Origin of the sequence: Fertoeibacter niger, from assembly GCF_009380135.2 — a bacterium.
In the GTDB taxonomy this organism is placed as follows: domain Bacteria; phylum Pseudomonadota; class Alphaproteobacteria; order Rhodobacterales; family Rhodobacteraceae; genus Fertoeibacter; species Fertoeibacter niger.
In genome coordinates, this window is the sequence record NZ_WHUT02000007.1 from 126,902 (window position 1) to 143,273 (window position 16,372).

The 16,372-nt window shown below is 65.5% G+C and carries 16 protein-coding genes; 5 read left to right on the top strand and 11 right to left on the bottom strand.

What is annotated here, in order from left to right:
* Positions 1 to 38 precede the first annotated feature (38 nt).
* Complete coding sequence (locus GEU84_RS12860; protein ID WP_152826687.1) at positions 39 to 773, top strand: GntR family transcriptional regulator; 735 nt, start codon at positions 39 to 41, stop codon at positions 771 to 773.
* Between the two features lie 37 nt (positions 774 to 810).
* On the opposite strand, the gene GEU84_RS12865 is transcribed toward GEU84_RS12860, so the two are convergent.
* A complete protein-coding gene (locus GEU84_RS12865; protein WP_152826689.1) occupies positions 811 to 1,839 on the bottom strand; it encodes an aldo/keto reductase in 1,029 nt (342 codons plus the stop codon).
* A 154-nt stretch (positions 1,840 to 1,993) separates the two neighbouring features.
* On the opposite strand from GEU84_RS12865, the gene GEU84_RS12870 reads away from it, so the two are divergent.
* The gene (locus GEU84_RS12870; RefSeq protein ID WP_152826691.1) at positions 1,994 to 3,496 is read left to right on the top strand and encodes a sugar ABC transporter ATP-binding protein; all 1,503 of its coding nucleotides are present in this window, start codon (positions 1,994 to 1,996) and stop codon (positions 3,494 to 3,496) included.
* Positions 3,497 to 4,468, top strand: a complete 972-nt coding sequence (locus tag GEU84_RS12875) for an ABC transporter permease (RefSeq protein ID WP_152826693.1) — start codon at positions 3,497 to 3,499, stop codon at positions 4,466 to 4,468.
* A gap of 73 nt (positions 4,469 to 4,541) precedes the next feature.
* On the opposite strand, the gene GEU84_RS12880 is transcribed toward GEU84_RS12875, so the two are convergent.
* Together GEU84_RS12880 and GEU84_RS12885 are read right to left on the bottom strand one after the other, a co-directional pair.
* Positions 4,542 to 7,631 (bottom strand): efflux RND transporter permease subunit, encoded by a 3,090-nt coding sequence (locus tag GEU84_RS12880; RefSeq protein ID WP_152826695.1) that lies wholly within the window; start codon positions 7,629 to 7,631, stop codon positions 4,542 to 4,544.
* A gap of 10 nt (positions 7,632 to 7,641) precedes the next feature.
* Positions 7,642 to 8,739 carry an efflux RND transporter periplasmic adaptor subunit gene (locus GEU84_RS12885; RefSeq protein WP_152826697.1) on the bottom strand — a complete coding sequence of 366 codons (1,098 nt, stop codon included), beginning with the start codon at positions 8,737 to 8,739 and terminating at the stop codon, positions 7,642 to 7,644.
* 122 nt (positions 8,740 to 8,861) lie between these two features.
* Here GEU84_RS12885 and GEU84_RS12890 point away from each other — a divergent pair, with 122 nt between their 5' ends.
* Entirely contained in the window at positions 8,862 to 9,449 is a 588-nt protein-coding gene (locus GEU84_RS12890; RefSeq protein ID WP_174539849.1) for a TetR family transcriptional regulator, read from the top strand.
* Here GEU84_RS12890 and GEU84_RS12895 read toward each other — a convergent pair.
* Together GEU84_RS12895 and GEU84_RS12900 are read right to left on the bottom strand one after the other, a co-directional pair.
* Positions 9,441 to 10,577, bottom strand: coding sequence for an aminotransferase class V-fold PLP-dependent enzyme (locus GEU84_RS12895; RefSeq protein WP_152826701.1), 1,137 nt, complete (start codon positions 10,575 to 10,577; stop codon positions 9,441 to 9,443). The two genes, GEU84_RS12890 and GEU84_RS12895, sit on opposite strands and share 9 nt — an antisense overlap.
* A gap of 86 nt (positions 10,578 to 10,663) precedes the next feature.
* Positions 10,664 to 11,416 (bottom strand): MBL fold metallo-hydrolase, encoded by a 753-nt coding sequence (locus tag GEU84_RS12900; RefSeq protein ID WP_152826703.1) that lies wholly within the window; start codon positions 11,414 to 11,416, stop codon positions 10,664 to 10,666.
* A gap of 64 nt (positions 11,417 to 11,480) precedes the next feature.
* Here GEU84_RS12900 and speD point away from each other — a divergent pair, with 64 nt between their 5' ends.
* Complete coding sequence (speD, locus tag GEU84_RS12905; protein WP_338144796.1) at positions 11,481 to 11,888, top strand: adenosylmethionine decarboxylase; 408 nt, start codon at positions 11,481 to 11,483, stop codon at positions 11,886 to 11,888.
* Here speD and GEU84_RS12910 read toward each other — a convergent pair.
* The 6 genes from GEU84_RS12910 to GEU84_RS12935 form a co-directional block, all read right to left on the bottom strand.
* Positions 11,873 to 13,414 (bottom strand): polyamine aminopropyltransferase, encoded by a 1,542-nt coding sequence (locus GEU84_RS12910; RefSeq protein WP_152826955.1) that lies wholly within the window; start codon positions 13,412 to 13,414, stop codon positions 11,873 to 11,875. The genes speD and GEU84_RS12910 overlap by 16 nt on opposite strands.
* 13 nt (positions 13,415 to 13,427) lie before the next feature.
* Positions 13,428 to 13,652, bottom strand: a complete 225-nt coding sequence (locus GEU84_RS12915; RefSeq protein ID WP_152826705.1) for a DUF350 domain-containing protein — start codon at positions 13,650 to 13,652, stop codon at positions 13,428 to 13,430.
* Between the two features lie 11 nt (positions 13,653 to 13,663).
* A complete protein-coding gene (locus GEU84_RS12920; RefSeq protein ID WP_174539850.1) occupies positions 13,664 to 13,828 on the bottom strand; it encodes a hypothetical protein in 165 nt (54 codons plus the stop codon).
* Between the two features lie 3 nt (positions 13,829 to 13,831).
* Positions 13,832 to 15,121 carry a DUF4178 domain-containing protein gene (locus tag GEU84_RS12925; RefSeq protein ID WP_174539851.1) on the bottom strand — a complete coding sequence of 430 codons (1,290 nt, stop codon included), beginning with the start codon at positions 15,119 to 15,121 and terminating at the stop codon, positions 13,832 to 13,834.
* Positions 15,118 to 15,738, bottom strand: a complete 621-nt coding sequence (locus GEU84_RS12930) for a DUF4178 domain-containing protein (protein WP_241427677.1) — start codon at positions 15,736 to 15,738, stop codon at positions 15,118 to 15,120. The genes GEU84_RS12925 and GEU84_RS12930 overlap by 4 nt, the downstream gene beginning before the upstream one ends.
* Positions 15,739 to 15,800: 62 nt before the next feature.
* Positions 15,801 to 16,337, bottom strand: coding sequence for a type II secretion system F family protein (locus GEU84_RS12935; RefSeq protein ID WP_338144801.1), 537 nt, complete (start codon positions 16,335 to 16,337; stop codon positions 15,801 to 15,803).
* Between the last annotated feature and the right edge of the window lie 35 nt (positions 16,338 to 16,372).

The window sequence follows — 16,372 nt, forward strand, 5'->3', positions numbered from 1 at the left end:
TGGCTTGACAGCGCGGCGGCCTTAGCTAACATGTTAGTATGCTACAAGCAACAGACCAGCCTCTGCAAGCTGTATCAGCCCCGCGCCGCCCGCTGCGCGGACTTGACCTGTTTCCAGGGTCATTGGCCAACAAGGTCTATCTGTCGCTGAAAGATGCGATCCTGACATTGACCTTCCGCCCCGGCGAGATCCTGCGCAAGCCCGAGATTTGCAGCGAGCTGGGCGTGTCGCGCTCGCCCGTGGCCGAGGCTGTGGCACGGCTGGCCGCCGAGGGGCTGGTGGATGTCGTGCCGCAGGCCGGCACATTCGTGGCGCGGTTTTCGATGGATGAGATCCGCGAAGGAGCCTTTCTGCGCGAGGCGCTGGAACTGGCGGCGGTGGAGCAGGTGGCGACCACCATCACCGAAGACCAGCTTGTATTGCTGCGCCGCAACCTGCGGGTGCAAGAGGCGCTGGTGCAGGATGGCGATACCGAGGGGTTCTACGAACTCGACGGGCAAATGCACGAGCTGATGCTGTCGTTCACCGGCTTTCGTCGGCTGGCGCTGCTGGCTGAAACCACATGGGTCCATGTGAACCGTGCGCGGCGGCTGATCCTGCCCGCGCCAGGCAGGGTGGCGGCGACACTTGCCGAGCATCAGGCCATGGTCGCGGCGCTGGAGGCGCGCGATCCGGCTCTGGCCCGGGCCGCGACCCGCTATCACCTGCGGCAGTTGATCACCTTTCTGGAACCGCTGGCCGACGCCCGCCCCGACCTGTTCCGGCAGGGCTGAACGGCGCGCAAAGCCATCGGCAGGGTGAAATGGCCGATCACGAGACCGGCGCATCGGCCCGCAAAAGGCCCGCAGCCTTCAACGCGGCCCAAAGCTCCGACGGAATCCTTGCCCGTGACGCCGCCACATTCGACGCCATTTCCGCCAGACCCTGCCCCCCCGGGATCACCGACACCACCGCCGGATGCCGCAGCGCGAACTGGAATGCGGCATCCACCATCCGCACCGCGTGCCCTGCGCAGACCGCCTCGATCCGCGCCACACGGTCCAGCACTTCCGGCGGGGCCAGATCATAGTTGAAAAAAGCACCGGGCCGTGGCCCCGTCGCCAGAATGCCCGAGTTGTAGGGCCCGCCGATCACGATGCCGATGCCCCGCGCCTGCGCCATGGGCAGAAACGTTTCCAGCGCCGCCTGTTCCAGCAGCGTATACCGCCCGGCCAGCAGGAACAGATCGAAGTCGCCGCGTTCGGTAAGCCATTGGCAGGGCTGCCATTCGTTGACCCCGGCCCCAAAGGCCTTGATCACCCCCTGATCGCGCAGCGCCTGCAAGGCGCGATAGCCGCCCGCCATGAACTCGGCCAGCCGTGCATCCAAAGCGCCCTGGCTCTTGTGGTTGAACACATCCAGATCATGCGCGAACAGCACATCCAGCCGGTCAAGCCCCAGCCTTTCCAGCGAAAACTCGACCGAACGCAGCGTGCCGTCATAGCTGAAATCATAGACCTCCTGCCTTGCGGGCACGTCAAAGAACTTGCCGATGCAGTCGCGGCTTTCCGGCGCACAGACCTGCAGCAGACGCCCGATCTTGGTCGAGATCACGTATTCATCGCGCGGCTTGCCACGCAGAAAGCGGTTCAGCCGGGTTTCCGACAGGCCCAGACCATACAGCGGCGCGGTGTCGAAATAGCGCACCCCCGCATCCCAGGCGGCCTGCAACACCGCATCGGCCTCAGTATCGCTGATCGCGCGGTAAAGGTTGCCGATCGGGGCCGCGCCAAAGCCCAGTTCGGTGAATGTCAGCCCGCCGTTGCCGATCCTGTCCCAGTGCCGCGTCTTCAATTGCATCTGCGCCTCCATCCTGACTGACATGCTAGTATGTTTTCCCACGGCCTGCACCTGCTTCGGGGCTGCGCGGCGGAAAAATCGGCGGGCCTGGCCGCTTGCCTGCGCAACGCCGCTCGGTCATGGTCGGGCGGGGCCGCGACGGGGGAAATCTGGCATGCCGCATCTGGCCCTGACCGGGCTGAAAAAGACCTATGGCGCGGCCCGGGCGCTGAACGGTGCCGCGCTGGACCTGCGCGGCGGCGAGGTGCATGCCCTGATGGGTGAAAACGGCGCGGGCAAAAGCACGCTGATCCGCCTGCTGGCCGGGCTGGAGCGCCCCGATTCCGGGGTGATTGCGCTGGACGGCACACCTCTGCGCCTTGGCAACCCCGCCGAGGCCCAGGCGGCGGGATTGCGTTTCCTGCATCAGGAGTTGCAGATTTTCCCCGGGCTGTCGGTGGCGGAAAACATGTTCGCCGGGCGGGCCTACCCGTTGCGGGCGGGGTTGGTGCATTGGCGGGCACTGCGCACGGCGGCGGCAGAGGCGCTGCACCGGCTGGATGTCACGCATATCCGCCCGCAGGCGGCGATGGATGCGCTGGGGCCGGGCGATCAGATGCTGGTGCGCATCGCGGCTACGCTGCTGCCGGGTGCCAGCACCCCCTGGGCCTATGTGATGGATGAACCCACCGCCGCACTGACCGGGGCCGAGGCCGAGCGGCTGTTTGCCGCCATCGCGGGCCTGAGGGCGCGGGGTGCGGCGGTACTTTATGTCTCGCACCGCATGGACGAGGTGTTGCGGCTGGCCGACCGGGTGACGGTGCTGCGCGACGGCGCACATGTATCCACCCGCGCCATCGCCGATACCGGGCAGGCCCGCATCATCGCCGAGATGACGGGGCGCGAGATGCGCGATCTTTACCCGCCGCGTGGCACGGCCACGGGGACGGTGGTGCTGGATGTCGCGGGGCTGGCCGCAGGTGCGCTGCATGACGCCGCTTTCACCCTGCGCGCGGGTGAGGTGCTGGGTCTGGCGGGGCTGTCAGGATCAGGGCGCAATGATCTGCTCAAGGCGCTGATCGGCGCGGTGCCGCGTCGGGGCCGGGTGACGCTGGATGGTGCGCCACTGGGCGATACGCCCGCCGCCTGCTGGGCGCAGGGCATGGCCTATGTGCCCCGCGAACGCCGGGCCGAGGGCGTGATGCTGGGCCGCGCCTTGGGTGAGACTGTGGCGTTGCCGCATCTGTCGCGGCTGTCGCGCGGTGGCTTCGTGAACCGGCGGGCCGAGGGCGCGCAGGTGAACACGCTGGCCGCGCAGGTGCGGCTGAAGGCCAGCGGCGCGGCACAGCCCTGCGGGCAGCTTAGCGGCGGCAACCAGCAAAAGGTGCTGTTCGCCCGCGCGCTGGCGGGCCGCCCCCGGGTGCTGCTGCTGGACGAACCCACGCGCGGCGTGGATGTGGGCGCAAGATTCGACATTTACGGGCTGATCCGCGACGCGGCAGGCACAGGGGCGGCTGTGCTGGTGGCCTCATCCGACCTGCCCGAACTGATCGGCCTCTGCGACCGTATCGCCATCTTGCAGGCGGGGCATCTGACGGGCATCACCCCGGCGGCAGGCCTGACCGAGGCCGCATTGCTGGCCCGCTGCTATGGCGACACCCCATCAAAGGACATCTGAATGGCCCAGACCCTGCGCCGCTATGGCACGCTGATCGGCATGCTGGCCATCGTGCTGTTCTTCTGGGCCATGCTGCCCGACACTTTCATGACCGCGCGCAACCTTATCAACATCAGCCAGCAGATTTCCATGCTGACGGTGGTGGCGGTGGCCATGACCGTGGTGATGGTGATGGGCGATTTCGACCTGTCTGTGGGGTCAATGGCCAGTCTTGCGGGCGTGGTGGCAGCGGTGCTGTTTACCCATGACTGGCCCTTGTGGGCCGGCCTTGTGGCGGCGCTGGCGGTGGGGCTGCTGGGCGGTTTGATCAACGGGGTTCTGATCAGCCTGATCGGCATCCTGCCCTTTGTCGCCACGCTGGCCACGCTGACCATGTTCAGCGGTGCGGCTTTCATGGTGTCGGGCGGCAAGACCATCTTTGGCCGTGACATCCCGGCGGCGTTTTCGGATTTTGCGCGCGGCGGGCTGTCCCTGGGGCAGCTTGACGGACGCGCGCTGCTGCTGCCGTGGCTGACGCTGCTGGCGCTGGCGGTGGCGGCGCTGGTCTGGGTGCTGCTGGAACAGACCACCTATGGCCGCCGCCTTTATGCCATCGGTGCCAACCCCGAGGCGGCACGTCTGGCCGGGGTGCGGGTCACGCGGCTGCGGCTGTCGGCCTTTGTGTTCACCGGGGCCGGGGCGGCGCTGGCCGGGCTGATGTATGCCGCGCGCGTGGCATCCGCCAACCCCACGCAAGGGTCGGGGCTGATGCTGACGGCGATTGCTGCGGTGTTTCTGGGCATGACCGTTTCGGAAAACGGCCAGCCGCGCGTGCTGGCCACGTTGGCGGGGGTGGCCGTGCTGGGGGTGATGGACAACGGCCTGACCCAGTTGCAGGTCGACAGTTATGTGCGCGAGGTGCTGGTGGGTCTGATCATCGTGCTGGCGGTGTCAATCTCGGCGCTGGGGCGCAGGGCCGTGGGCGGGCGCTAGGCCATCGTCGGGCAAACGCGAAAGCCCCCGCCGCAGATGGCTGCGACGGGGGCTTTGCGCGCAACTGGCATGTTCAGGCCGGGTGCTTGCCTTCGGCAAACATCGTTTTCTGCGCCGCATTGTTCAGGTGGAACTCGGCATCCGAACGCGAGATCAGCGTGTAGAACATCGGCACCACGAACAGGGTGAACATCGTGCCGACCAGAAGGCCGGTAAAGATCACGATACCCATGGCCTGCCGCGCCGCAGCCCCCGCACCCTCGGCGATGATCAGCGGCACCACCGCCAGCGCCATGGCCGCCGTGGTCATCAGGATCGGGCGCAGCCGGGTCTTGGCCGCCGCCACGATGGCCTGCCGGCGCGACATGTTGTGTTCCTCGCGCTGCTGGTTGGCGAATTCCACCATCAGGATGCCGTGCTTGGTAATCAGGCCGATCAGCGTGATCAAACCCACCTGCGTATAGATGTTCAGCGTGCCCAGCCCCAGATTCAGCGGCAGCAGCGCGCCAAAGATCGACAGCGGCACCGACATCATGATGATGAAAGGGTCGCGGAAGCTTTCGAACTGCGCGGCCAGCACCAGATAGATCACGATGATGGCAGCGGCGAAGGCGAACAGAATCGCGTTGCCCTGCGCCACTTCCAGCCGCGACTGGCCGGAATAGTCGATGAAGAACCCGTCGGGCAGCGCCTCGCGCGCGATCTGTTCCAGCTCTGCCAGACCGTCGCCGGTTGAAGTTCCGATCGAGGGCAGCGCCGTCAGCGTGGCCGAGTTGAGCTGGTTGAACTGCTCGATGCTGGCCGCGCCCGCCCCGGTCTTCACGCTGACAACCGAGGACAGGGGCACCATTTCGCCCGTGGCCGCCCGCACGAAAAACTCGCCCAGCCGTTCGGGGTTGTCGCGCCATTCCTGCGGCACCTGGGTGATGATGTCATAGCTGTTGGAATCGCGGTCAAACTGGGCCACGGCCCCGCCACCCACTAGCAGCCCCAGCGTGTTGCCGATTTCGGATACGGCCACGTTCAGGCTGGCCGCCCGATCGCGGTCGATTGTCACCGTGACCTTGGGCGCGTCGAACGACAGCGAGTTCTGCACCACGATGAACCGCCCCGTGGCCATGGCCTTGTTCTTGATCTCTTCGGCCACTTCGACCACCCGCTCCGGTCCGAAGATCGACTGGATCACCAGCGACACCGGCAGGCCGCCCCCGGCACCTGGCAGGGTCGGCGGGGCAAAGACAAACCCCTGCACCCCGTTGACCTGGCCCAGACGGCCCTGGATTTCCTGCTGCAACTCGGCCTGGCTGCGATCACGTTCCGCCCAGTCCTTCAACGCCCAGATATAGATGCCCGAATTGGTCGCCCCGCCGAAGCCGGCGATGGAAAAGCTGACATCAACCTCGGGAATGTCCGCAGTCAGTTCCGAGATCTGGTCGGTGTAAAGGCTGGTATAATCGGTCGTGGCATAGCGCGGGCCGTTGACAAGGGCGAACAGCGCTCCGCTGTCTTCCTCGGGTGCCAGTTCGGTGGTTGTGTTCATGAACATGTAGCCGGTGGCCCCCAGCAGCGCCAGAACCATCAGCATGGTGACAGGCCGGTAATCCAGCGACGACGCCACCCGGCGTTCATACCAGTTCGACACGCGGTCCGATGTGCGGTCAACAACGCGCTGGAACCGCCCGCCCTGCCCGTGCTTCAGCAGCCTCGCCGCCATCATCGGGGTGATGGTCAGCGCGACGATGCCGGAGATGATCACCGCCCCCGCCAGTGTCAGCGCGAATTCGGCAAACAGCGCACCCGTCAGCCCGCCGGTAAAGGCCAGCGGCGTCAGCACGGCGGCCAGCGTGATCGTCATGGCGATGACAGGCCCGGTGATTTCCTGCATGCCCTTGATGGCGGCGCGGGCAGGGGTCAGCCCCTCTTCGATATGGCGGTGGATGTTTTCCACCACCACGATGGCATCATCCACCACCAGACCGATGGCCAGCACCATGGCCAGCAGCGTCAACAGGTTGATCGAATAGCCCAGCGCAAGCATGATGGTGCAAACGCCGATCAGCGACAGCGGAATGGTGGCCACCGGCATCAGCACCGACCGGAACGACCCCAGGAACAGCAGGATCACCACGACCACGATGGCCACGGCCTCGGCAATGGTGATGAAAACCTCTTCGATCGAGGCGCTGATGGTTTCGGTCGCATCATAGACCATTTCGATGGTCATGCCATCGGGCAGGGTGGCGTTGATCGCGGGCAATTCGGCAATCACCGCCGCCGCCGTATCCAGCGGGTTGGCGGCGGGGGTGGCCGTGATGCCGATGAACGTGCCCGCGCGCCCGTCAAAGGTCACGATCTCTGACGCTTCTTCCGACGCCAGTTCCACATTGGCCACATCGCGCAGATAGACCACGCCCGCATCTGTCTTTGTCAGCGGCAGCGCGCCAAAGGCCTCGGCGGTTTGCAGGGTCGATTCCAGCGTGATGGAATAGGCGACATATTCGTTGCGGGTCTTGCCCGGTGCCGACAGGAAGTTTGACGCGCGGATGGCCGCCAGAACCTCGGTCGCGGTCACGCCGCGCGCGGCCAGTTTCAACGGGTCGATCCAGACGCGCATGGCGTAATTCGCGGCGCCGATGATCTGCATTTCCGCCACGCCGTCGATGGTGGACACGCGCGGGCGGATCACCCGTTCCAGATATTCGGTCAGCTGTTCGGGCGTCATGTTGGGGTTCAGCGCCGCCAGATACATCAGCGCGAAGGTCTGGCCGGTGCCCTTGGTGATCACCGGATCCTCGGCCTCGCCCGGCAGTTGGCCGCGCACCTGCTGCACCTTTGACAGCACTTCGGTCAGCGCGATGTCGGGGTCAGCCCCCAGTTGCATCTGCACCGACACGACAGATGCCGATTGCCGCGAGGAGCTGGTCACATAGTCGATGTTTTCCGTGGTCGCCACCGCCTGCGCGATGGGCGCGGTGATGAAGCCCTGGATCAGCTCGGGTGCCGCGCCGGGGTAGACGGTGGTGATGGTCACCACCGTTTCTTCGACCTCGGGGTATTGGCGCACCGGCAGGCTGCTGATGGCCTGCAAGCCCAACAGCAGGATCAGCGCGGCCAGCACCGATGACAGCACCGGGCGGCGGATGAAGATTTCAGAAAAGTTCATCGTGCTGTCCTCACTCGCCCAAAGCTGCCGCAGGGGCGACGCTGTTGTCGATGGTCACGGGCCCGCCGCTGGTCAGGCGGTTCTGGCCTGCCGTCACGATCCGGTCGCCCGCAGCCACGCCTTCGGTGATCTCGGCCCGGCCACCTGACCGGCGGCCCACCTGCACGAACACCTGTTCGACTGTCATCGTGTCGTCTTCGCCATCGCGCACCACAAACACCGAATCGCCATAGAGGTTGGAACTGATCGCCGTCTGCGGCACGGCCAGCACACCCTCTTCGGCGGGCAATTCCACCCGCACGCGCAGGAACTGCCCGGGATAAAGCGCACCATTTGTATCCTTGATTTCCGCCCGCACCGTCACCAGCCGCGAACCGGGATCGACACGCGGCTCGATCGCGATGATCTGGCCGGTAAAGCTAAGATCACCCACCTCGGTGCTGGCAGTCACCGACGTGCCGGGGGCGACACGGGCAATCTGCTGTTCCGGCACGGCGAAATCGACGCGCATCGCATCCAGATTTTGCAGCGTGGCAAACACGGTGCCCGGGGTCACATATTGCCCTTCCTCGACCTGCGGAATGCCTATCACCCCGGCAAAGGGGGCCAGCAATTCCTTTTGCTCCAGCACGGCTGTCAGCCGCGCCACCTGCGCCAGCGCGTTCTTTTGCTGCGCCTCGGCACTTTCCAGCGTGGTGGCAGTGCTGATGCCGCGTTCCTGCAAGGTGCGGTTGCGGGCCAGCTCCGCCTCGGCCAGTTCCAGCGAGGCACGGGCGGCGGCCAGATCGGCCTGCTCGATGCGTTCGTCAATCTGCACCAGTGTCTGTCCTTCGGCCACGGCATCATTGGCGTCAAACTGCACCTGCCGCACCAGACCACCGGCCTGCACCGCCAGATCAACCCCCTGCGCCGACAGCGCGGTGCCGATGGCGTCAATGCCCGACACCCAGGTCACGGGTGCGGCCTCTTCCACGGCGACAGGCTGGGCGGGCGGCGTCATGGTTGCAAAGTATTGGGCGATCATGCTGGCGCGGAACATGTTGAACCACACGATGCCACCGACGATGGCGCCCAGCAGGATGATGGCGATGATGAGGCGTTTGACCATGACGGGGCTCCGTGTCAGGCGAATCTGGGGCGGCCTGCGAATGGTTCATCAGGACCGCTTTACTTTATACCCAGGGTCACTGTACCGTCTGGTCGGTAAAGTCAATCCACCGGATGCTGCATGTGCAACTAAAACCCCAGAAAAAGGCGGAAACGCGGCAGCGGATTCTGGAAGCCGCCGATATTCTCAGCGCCGAACTGGGGGCAAACCACTTGTCGCTGGATGCCGTGGCGGCACGCGCCGGCATTTCAAAGGGCGGGTTGCTGTATCATTTTCCCAGCAAGCACGATCTCTTGCGCGGTCTGGTGGCGCAGCATGTCGATGGCATACGTGCCGACATGCAGGCGCAGGCGCCCGGTTGTCTTGGCCCCGAAGGCCCGGCGCTTGCCGGGGCGCGGGCCTATCTGGCGGTCAGCCGTCGCCGCATCTGCCGCATGGATGCGACCCTGGCGGGCGTTCTGGCGGCCATGGCCGAGGATGCGGGCTTCCTGGCACCGATGCTGGCCTTCCGCACCGAGGTAGAGGCGCTGTTCCGCCGTTGCCCCGACCCAGCGCAAGCCGAACTGGTGTTTCTGGCAACCCAAGGCATCGTGCAGATGTGCATGACGGACGCAGACCGCTACACCACCGACGATCTGCATCGCCTTTTCGACCTGCTGGACGCGCAGTTGCTGGCAGGCCAGACCGGCAGGCAAGCCGCCCTAGCGTGATCCGATGGCCTGCTCCAGCGCCGCGATCAGCCGGTTCACGCCGTCATCGGTCGTCATGTTGCCGGGGGAAAAACGCATCAGCTGATCGCGCGCATCGGCGGCGATGCCCTGTGCGCGCAGGCTGACGATGATCGGTGCCGCGGGCTTTTCCGGCGGCAGTTTCACCATCACGCTGCCGCCGCGCTGATCCTTGGCGCGGGGGGTGGCAAAGGTCACATCCAGCCCTTCCATCGCCTGCATCAGCCGCTCGCCCAGCCGTTGCGTATGCGCCAGCAGGGCGGGCTTGTCCTGCGCCGCGTGCCAATCCATCGCTGGCAAGGACATGACAGCCGACATGACCGAAGGCGTGCCATTGTCATAACGGCGGATGTCGGGGGCATAGGCGAATTTGTCCAGATCCCACGAAAACGGGTTGGGCTGGCTGAACCAGCCGCGAAACTCGGGCTGGCTGGCGGCGATCAGTGCGGGCGCGACATAAAGCATGCCCGCGCCCGGCGTGCCGCACATCCATTTCAGGCTTGTCGAAACGGCGAAATCCACCGCAGGCGCGTTCACATCAAACGGCAGCAGCCCCACGGCCTGCGTCACATCCACCCCGATCAGGCTGCCTTGTGCGCGACCATGTGCCACCAGCGCCGAAATATCGCTGCGGTGCGAGGAGATCGAGCTGACCCAGGTCAGCAGCGCCAGCGCCACATCCGGGCCCCAGGCGGCGATCACATCCTCATCCTGCACCCAGTGCGCGCCCGGGCGCAGCGGCACGGTTTTCAGGGTAAAGCCGAAACGCGGGGCAAGCCCGGCCAACAGAAAATGCAGCGAGGGAAAGCAATCACCCGCCACCAGCAGCGTGCGCCCCGCCAGATGGCCCGCGGGCAGCGCGCCGATCACGGCATAAAGCGCGGCCGTCACATTCTCGGTCGTGGTCAGCGTGCCTTCGGCCGCGCCGATCAGGTCGCGCCAGCGGTCGATGAAACCCTGCCGTTTGCCCAAGGCATAGCCCCATTGCAGGTCATCCGGTGCGGCCCAGCTTGCGGCAAACCCGGCCATGGCCTGCGCCAGATCCTGCGCCTTGCCCGGATATTGCCCGATGGAGTGGTAAAGGAAATAAGCCGAACCGTCGCCCTGCATCTGCTGCCCCGTTCATTGCGTTGCAACCGGGATAACGCGACCCGCCAACGGGGGCCAGCGTGATATGTCAGTTCTGGTGCGTTCTGTCAGCCATAGCGCAGCGGGGCCTTGCGCAGCTTTGGCCATTGATCCGGCGCATGGCCCCAGATCACGAATGCCCCCTCGGCCAGCGCCATCAGCCGCGCGGCACTGGCCGCAGCCTGTGCGGGGTCATGCGCACCGGCAAACCCCTCAACCACCTCGGCCGGGCGGGAAATGGCATCACTGGTGATCAGCACGCGCCCGGTCTGCGGCAGGTCCAGCAACAGCGCCAGTTGCCCCGGCGCGTGGCCCGGCACCAGCAACACGCGAAATCCCGGGGCCAGATCTGCATCGCCGGCCAGCAGGTGATAATCAGCCTCGGGCCAGTCCATCGGCTGTGCCGCGCCCCAATACAGTGGGCGCGGCAAGGCCCGCTCGGCAGCCGCCATCAACACCGGCACACCGGGAAAACCGGCCAGCCCACCCACATGGTCGATATGGCTGTGGGTCAGGATCAGCAGATCAATGTCTTGCGGCCCAAGGCCCAGCAGCGCCAATTGCCCCAGAGGCAGGTTTTCCGCCGTCAGCGCCAGCACCTCGCCAAACTCGCCCAGATTGTCGGCCTCGCTGGCCGCCTGCGGATCAACGGCATAGGCGGGCGGAAAGCCGGTATCGACCAGCACATGTTCCCCCGCATCGGTGCGGATCAGAAAGCCGCTGATGCCGATCACCCGCCCGTTGGCATGCACCCGGAACAGGCCGTAATCCAGCACCGCCAGATCACGCGGGCGACCTTTCAGTTGAAACACGTCTGTCATCGCCACCCCCCGTTCAAAAGACCGGGTGCCTTGGCCGAAGTCAAGCCGCCCCCAGTTCGGCTTTGTGCCGGGCCGCCGTTTCAGCTATCGCAGCGGTATGGAAACGCCCGCCGACCATCTGCCCGGCACGCATCTGCTGGTTGACCTTTACGGGGCCGCGCATCTGACCGATGCGGCGGCGCTGGAGCGCATCTTGTGCGATGCGGCAGGTGCGGCAGGGGCCACCATCATTGCCACGCATTTCCGGGTGTTTCCGGGTGCTGCGGGGGTGACGGGCATGGTGCTGCTGGCGGAATCGCATATCTCGATCCACACGTGGCCGGAGCTGGGCTTTGCGGCGGTGGACATCTTCATGTGCGGCGCCGCCGATGCCGATGCCGCCCGCATGGCGCTGGAGGCTGCGATGGCACCCACCCGGGCCGAGGTTGTGGCCGTGGCGCGGGGGCAGGCCCGGGATCAGCGAAACCAGTAATCCCAGCCTTCATTGTAATAGCCGACCAGCGCATGTGACTGGATGCGATTGAGATCCGCCGCCATGTCGGCCACATCGGGGGCAAACACCTGCGCCTCGCGCCAGATGGCATCGGTCATGTAACGCAGACCGGGCGGCAGTTGCAGCGGGCGAGGGGCCAGCGGGCGCGGGCTGGCCAGCACAAAGCCCCAGTCGCCAAAGCTGGGCACATAGGCGTGATAGGGCACCACCGCCAGCCCCTGCCCCGGCACCTGCGGGTTGCGGGTGGCAGCCAGCGTCTGCACCACCGACCAATAGGCCTGCCGCGCGAACATGGGCGATCCGGCCTGCACCGCGATCAACCCCTGCGCGCTGATCCGATCGGCCAGCATGCCATAGAATTCAAGGCTGTAGAGTTTTGACAGGGCGATGGATTTCGGGTCGGGCAGATCGACGATCACCACATCATAGACCGCGCGGCTTTCCCCGACGAATGCCCATGCATCCTGCGACACCACCATCAGGCGCGGGTCGTTCAGCGCGTTGCCGTTCAGCGCCACCAGATCGGCATGGCCCGCGAACAGTTCCGTCACCCGCGCATCCAGATCGACCAGCGTGACCGCCTGCACATCCGCATGCCGCAGCACCTCGCGCGCGGCCATCCCGTCGCCGCCGCCCAGTATCAGCACCTGCGACCGGCGCGGGGCCAGCGCCATGGCCGGATGCACCAGCGATTCATGATAGCGGTATTCGTCCAGCGTATCGAACTGGATCGAGTAATCCAGAAACAGCCGTGTGCGGTCACGAAACCGGGTCAGGGTGATCTGCTGATAGGGCGTTGTTTCCGACAGGATCACGTCATCCTCGAACAGGTTCGCCTCGACCACCGACACCAGCCGTTCGGCCTGCACCAAGGCGGCCAGCGACAGCACCAGCGCCACGCCCCAGACTGCCCAGACCCGGCCCCCCATGCGGTCGCGAAAGATCCACAGCGACAGGCCCGCCACCAGAAGGTTCAGACAGCCAAAGGCAAGGCTGGCCGACATAAGCCCCAGATGCGGCAGGATCAGCAGCGGAAAGGCGACGGATGCCACCAGCGCGCCCACATAATCCACGCTCAGCACATTCTCGAACCGGAATTCCGGCGCGCCGATTTCCTTCAGCACCCGGGCGATCAGCGGAATCTCCATGCCCGACAGCACACCGATGCAGATCAGCATCGCATAGAGCGGCAGGCCGACAACCCCCGCCAGCATATAGGAAAAATACAGCACCGGGGCCAGAAACCCGCCCAGGATTCCCAGCAGGATCTGCGCCCAGACAAAGCCCGGCAAGGCATGGGTGACAAAGCGCGACAGCCACGCCCCCAGCCCCATCGCGGCCAGAAACACCCCGATCACCAGCGAAAACTGCCGCACGGAATCACCCAGCAGATAGCTGGAAAGGGTGGCCGCAATCAGCTCATAGATCAGGCCCGCCACCGCAACCAAGAAGGTCGCGCCAAGCAGCCAGACCTCGCGCAGTTGCGGGCCTCTGGATGGCGTCAGCACCGGCAGGGCATCATGACAGGATGACAGCCGCAATGATGATCGACAGTGACAGAAACACAGCCCCGATCAGCACGGCCAATGCAACGTTCTGATCCTGCTCGATTTCCTTGACCACCGGAAAGGGTGCGATGCGGGTGATGATCCACCAGCACAGCGCCATCATACTCACCCCCATGATGGTGTAGAACAGCGTCCCGATCACCTCGGACGGGTTGATTGCTGCCATGATATCCATTGTGATCCTCGCTATTTGACGCGTGAGTTGGAAGAATAGCCTCCGATGCCGCTGCCCATGCGGATCGAACGATCCAGATCAGTGCTTTCATTGCCGATGCCGTGGTAGGACAGATACCCCGCCCCCGCTGTGGTCAGCAGCGCCCCGGCCAGAATGACGATGCGAAAGGCATTCATCTGTCAGTCCTCATCTGTCCAGTCGGTGCCCTTCCAGCGGGCACGGCGGTGCTGGAAGGGGCCCGCGGCCTTCCACAAAGCCACGGCACCAAAGGCCAGCGCCGCCAGCAGCGTCCACAACGGATGCCCCGCACCATTGCTGGCCGATACGGTGACGGCGGGCACCGGGCCACCGCCGGCCGCCTCGCCCAGACCCGCCTCGGGCACGTCGATCTCCAGCGTGTAGGTGCCGGCCTCGGCGGGGCGAAACAGCAACCGGGTGCGGCTGTCATCCTCGGTCCAGGGCCCGTCATCATAGCCGCTGTAATGCGCGATCTCGCGCCCGGCAATGAACACCGGCTGGTCATCCGGGTCGGTCAGCGTCAGTTCGACAAAGGCCCAGCCGTTGTTCACCGTGCCGCTGACGGCGATTTCGGCCAGCCGCCCGGGGCTGTCGATTTCCAGCACAAGTTCTGTGGGCAACTGGTCGGCGGCAAAGGTCTGGGGTGGCAGGATCGGGCGTCCCATCGTCACCATCCACAGGCTGAGCGCCAGACACACGCCGCCAAATCCGATGGCCGCGTTGCGCAGGAACGCATCGTTGGGGCCCGCGGCGTAGGGTTGCAGCGGGTGGATGCCCGCTGGCGGCAAGGCTCGGGGGATGCCAAAGGCGGCCAGTGTTTCAGCCTGCGGCAGATAGACCGACCGTTCAATAGCCCTTTCGCTGCCGCTTTGCGTGTAATGCAGCATCGCATCTTCCGAAAGCACGCTGACAGTCTGCGACCGGTCACCCACCGCAGGCCGCCAGGTGAACTCGCCCTCGGCAAAGGTGATCACGCTGGTTGTGGTTTCGTAATAGGTGAAGCCCTTGCCTTCGGCCATGGCACGGGGCGGGGTTTCGGCGCGTTCCACCTCGGCAGGGCTGATCCATTCCGGGCGCAGCGGCTTGCGCCAGCGCCGGGTAAAAATCAGATGGCTGTCTTCCAGCGTCAGCCAGGCATAGCCATGCGTGTCGGAATAGATCAGGTGATCCACCCAGACCCAACTGCGCCCGCCATGGCTTTCCGACAGGCCAATGACGCCGATCACCCGGTAAGCTACTCCGGCCACCGCTCCCTCCGCCCCGATGCGCAGGGGGGTGGCGGGGCGATCCAGTTCGGTGAAGGTGCGCAGGATGCGGTAATTGTCCAGCGCATCCAGTTCGCTGCCGCAATAGCCGCAGATATGGGTCGTCACCCGCCCGCCGCCCAGCACTGGCAGGCCCGCCCCGCAGCCGGTGCAACTGATGCTGCGCAGATCGGCGCTGACGCTCATCGCCGGTCCACCCGCACATCGAACGGGTCCACCCATTCGCCCAGAAACCAGCGCGCGCCGTCAGGGCCGAATTCGCCTGACAGAAGCGTGGCATCGGCGGCGGTGGCGTTGATGAAGTGATGCACCTCGCCGATCAGCAGAAGGTCGGGGAAATTGCCGCGCAGCGCCACACAAGTGGCCTCTTCGGCCTCGGTCACGGTGAAATGCCCGTCAAGGCAGCGGAATGCGCTGCCAAGGGCGGGCGGCGTGCTGAACGCAGGCATGCCCCCGTCCAGCGGTTCCTGCACCACCACATCGCCCTCATCCACCGAAATCCAGCGCCCCGCGCCGGTATCGGAGGTGGTCCAGAATTCATCCCAGGTGCCCCGGCCATAGCTGTAGCGCGCATGGCCCACCGGATGATACGTCAGCCCGCCGATCACCACCCGGTCGCCCAGCCCGAACAGCAGCGGCACGTCATGCATGACGCCCTGCTCGCCCGCCAGCCGCATCTGGTCATCCTGCACGAACAGGCTGGTGCCGCAGGAGGGGCAATTCATCATCTTCAGCCGCGCGAACTGCGGGCCGAGGCTGTCACCACATTTCGGGCAGTTCCGCTGCGTCATGGGCCGGATCATGCCCGGTTCCGGGCAGAAGGCAAGCGCGGCATCGGCCCTGCCCGGACCGCAGCCCCACGTGATCAGCGCGCGGCATACATGTCCATATAGCGGATCACGATCGGGCAGAGTGTGATCAGAAACAAGGCGGGCAGCATCAGGAATTCCATGACCGCCGACTTCTGCACTGGCAGCTTGTTGGCCTTTTCCTGTGCCCTCAGTTCGCGGTTGACCCGCATTTCCACGGCATGGCAATTCAGCGCCTCTGACAGGCTGGTGAAGTATTGCATCGGCTGCGCCACCACATTCACGAAAGACGTGGCCTCGCGGATGCCCATACGGGTGGCCATGTCGCCCATCGCCAGTACGCGGTCGCGGCCTGCCAGAATCTCCTGCTGCACAGTCAGGAATTCGGTGGAAATGTCGGGGCAGATCACCGCCAGTTCGGCCCCCACCCGCGACAGGGCGGCGTCAAAGCCCATGCCCGCCTCGACCGAGATCTGCAACAGATCCAGCGCATTGGGAAAGCCGTCCTCGATGCGGCCCTGCCGTGCGGTGATGCGCGATTTCAGCCACCAGCCGGGGCCGTAAAACCCCACAGCCACCGATACTGCGATCACCTGCAAGATGCGCAGCGGGGCGAGGCCGATCAGCG